3 protein-coding genes are annotated in these 2,997 nt (G+C 70.9%); 1 reads left to right on the forward strand and 2 read right to left on the reverse strand.

Going from position 1 to position 2,997, the window contains the following annotated elements; genetic code table 11:
* Positions 1–277 (forward strand): formate dehydrogenase accessory sulfurtransferase FdhD (locus AOJ26_RS34065; RefSeq protein WP_199828897.1); only part of this gene is annotated, 277 nt, incomplete at its 5' end.
* An 85-nt stretch (positions 278–362) separates the two neighbouring features.
* Here AOJ26_RS34065 and AOJ26_RS34070 read toward each other — a convergent pair.
* Entirely contained in the window at positions 363–1,412 is a 1,050-nt protein-coding gene (locus AOJ26_RS34070) for a sugar phosphate isomerase/epimerase family protein (protein ID WP_053852233.1), read from the reverse strand.
* A gap of 78 nt (positions 1,413–1,490) precedes the next feature.
* Entirely contained in the window at positions 1,491–2,888 is a 1,398-nt protein-coding gene (locus AOJ26_RS34075; RefSeq protein ID WP_053852234.1) for a nucleotide pyrophosphatase/phosphodiesterase family protein, read from the reverse strand.
* Positions 2,889–2,997 lie beyond the last annotated feature (109 nt).

Here is a 2,997-nt window from a genome sequence, read left to right on the forward strand (position 1 = left end):
CGACAAACTCATCGGCCGCGCCCTCCAACACGGCAACCTCCCCCTCAACCACACCATCCTCCTCGTCTCCGGCCGCGCCTCCTTCGAACTCGCCCAAAAAGCCGTCATGGCCGGCATCCCCGTCCTCGCCGCCGTCTCCGCCCCCTCCTCCCTCGCCGTCGACCTCGCCACCGAAACCGGCCTCACCCTCATCGGCTTCCTCCGCGGCCCCTCCATGAACGTGTACGCGGGAGAGGAGCGCCTCACCCCGGCGGTCGTTCCGGCCGCCCGGGGCTGACGGTCCTCCCCGCTGCACGCGGCGGGACCCCGACCGGCGGGGAGCGCCCCCTGCGCCCTCGGGGTCCCGCCTCAGCCGTGTGCGCTCAGCACTTCTCCCGCAGCGAGTGCAGGTGGGCGCTGGAGCGGCGGGCGAAGGTGAACGACTCGGCGGGCTGGTCGTGTTCGGCCTGCCAGTGGTGGGCGAGGCGCTCGCCCCGCAGCCGGGTCACGGCGGAGATGAACTTCTGGTAGTCGATGTCGCCGTCGCCGACGTCGGTCATGCGGTAGCCGTAGGTGTCGGCCGGGTCCCGCACACCGTCCTTGACGTGGAAGAGCGGGTAGCGATGGGGCTGCCTGAGGACGTAGTTCAAGGGCTCGAAGGGCGCGGGCGTGCCGTCGGGCCGCTTGGAGAAGCGGAACTGGCCGGAGTACGCCCAGAAGATGTCCATCTCCAGGAACACCAGGTCGGGGTCGGTCTCCTTGAGGAGCACGTCGTAGAGGCGGACCTTGGGGTTGTCGGTGGCGAAGGAGAACTCCTCGGAGTGGTTGTGCTGGTAGAACTTCATGCCGCGTGCCTTCGCCGCCGCGCCGTAGGTGTTGAAGTCCTCGGCGGCGCGCTTCCACGCGTCGACGGTGGAGCCGTAGCGGAACGGTCCTGAGGCGGTGCCGATGTGCTTGAGGCCGAGGGCCTGGGCGTCGTCGAGGACCTTGGTGAGGTTCTGGGCGAAGGTGTAGGCGTTCGGGTCGTCGTCGGAGTAGTAGCCGACGTGGCTGCCGATCGGGTTCAGTCCGTGGTCGCGGGCCAGCCGCCTGAGCTGGGCGAGGGTGATGGGTCCGGCCGAGCCCTGGGTGTAGCCGGCGAACTCGACCTCGTCGTAGCCGTACTTCTCCAGTTCGGCGAAGACGGGGGCGAAGCCGAGCGTGGAGACCTTGTCGCGGAGGCTGTAGAGCTGGATGCCGAGGCGGCCGGGCGGCAGGACGGGGCGGCCGCGGCCGTGGCCGGTGGTGCCGGTCGCGGCTTGGGTGGCGGCACCGGCCGGGGCGGCCGCGGCGCCCAGCAGCGCGGCGGCGGTGGCGCCCGCGGCCACGCCGAGCATGCCCCGTCTGGTCAGACGGTGGGTGAGTTCGGGGTCGGGCTGGGACATGCGGCTCATGTCGGGGTCTCCTCGCGGTCGAAGGGCGTTGTCAGTGGTGGGTGCTTCACTGGGGACCAGTCAGGAAGGTCCGGCCGGTCAGGAAAGTCCGGCCAGTCGGAGCAGGAGCGACTTCACGTCGGTGGCCGCGACGCGGTCGTCGACGGCGCGGGGGGTGGAGCAGATGAGGAGCGGACCGTCGTCGTCGCTCTCGGGAAGGCGGCCGTGGCTGCCGCGAATAGGTGACGGGTCAAGGGGCACGACCGCCATGCGGTAGCGCAGGCCGAGTTTCTTGCGGGCCAGTGCGGTGGCCGCCTTGACCTTGACGTAGGGGTCGAGCGGGTCCATGAAGAGTTCGACCGGGTCGTAGCCGGGTTTGCGGTGGATCTCGACCAGTTGCGCGAAGTCGGGCGCGCGGTCGTCGTCGAGCCAGTAGTAGTACGTGAACCAGGCGTCCGGTTCCGCCACGGCGACGAGTTCGCCGGAGCGCGGGTGGTCGAGGTGGTGGGCCTTCTTGCCCTCGTCGTCGAGGAGTCGCTCGATGCCGGGCAGGCCGTCGAGGGCGGCGCGGGTGGCGTCCAGGTCCTCGGGGCGGCGCACATAGACATGGGCGATCTGGTGGTCGGCTACCGCGAAGGCGCGGGAGGCCATCGGGTCGAGGTACTCCATGCCGTCCTGGGTGTGCACCTCCAGGAGTCCTGCGCGGCGCAGGGCGCGGTTGATGTCGACCGGGCGGCTGACGCGGGTGATGCCGTACTCGGACAGGGCGACGACGGTACGGCCTTCCGCGCGGGCGTCGTCCAGGAGCGGGGCCAGTGCCCGGTCGAGGTCGGCGGCGGCCTTGAGGGAGCGTGGGTCGTCGGGTCCGAAGCGTTGCAGGTCGTAGTCGAGGTGGGGGAGGTAGCAGAGCGTCAGGTCGGGACGGCGGGTGCCCATGATGTGGCGGGTCGCGTCGATGATCCACTGGCTGGAGACCAGGTCCGCGCCGGGGCCCCAGAAGTGGAAGAGGGGGAAGGTGCCGAGTTTCTCGGTGAGTTCGTCGTGCAGGGCGGGGGGCCGGGTGTAGCAGTCGGGTTCCTTGCGGCCGTCGGCGTAGTAGACGGGACGGGGGGTGACGGTGAAGTCGGTGTCGGCGCCCATGGCGTACCACCAGCAGATGTTGGCGACGGTGTAGCCGGGGTTGACGCGGCGGGCGGCGTCCCAGAGCTTGTCGCCGGCGACCAGGCCGTTGTGCTGGCGCCACAGGAGTACGTCGCCGAGTTCGCGGAAGTACCAGCCGTTGCCGACGATGCCGTGCTCCGACGGGTGGGTGCCGGTGAGGAAGGTGGACTGGGCGGCGCAGGTCACGGCGGGCAGGACGGTGCCGAGCGGGGCGTGGGAGCCGGACCGGGCGAGGGCCTTGAGGTGGGGCATGTGGTGGAGGAGGCGGGGGGTGAGGCCGACGACGTCGAGGACGAGGAGGGGGGTCGGCCCCTCCGCCGGGACCGGGTGGTTCATGGCAGCTCCTTGAGGCCGAGGTCCGTCAGCAGGTCGCGTACGAGGGTGAGTTCGGCGGCGATGCCGTCGGCGAGCTGGGGGCGGCCCCGGGGACGCAGTTCGGGTGGGA

The organism is Streptomyces sp. NRRL B-24085, from assembly GCF_001282115.1.
Classification (GTDB): Bacteria; Actinomycetota; Actinomycetes; order Streptomycetales; family Streptomycetaceae; genus Streptomyces.

Bases quoted from the DNA above. Each gene is read 5' to 3' on its own strand.
- AOJ26_RS34075 (WP_053852234.1), bottom strand. From the start codon at position 2,888: ATGAACCACCCGGTCCCGGCGGAGGGGCCGACCCCCCTCCTCGTCCTC.
- AOJ26_RS34070 (WP_053852233.1), bottom strand. From the start codon at position 1,412: ATGAGCCGCATGTCCCAGCCCGACCCCGAACTCACCCACCGTCTGACC.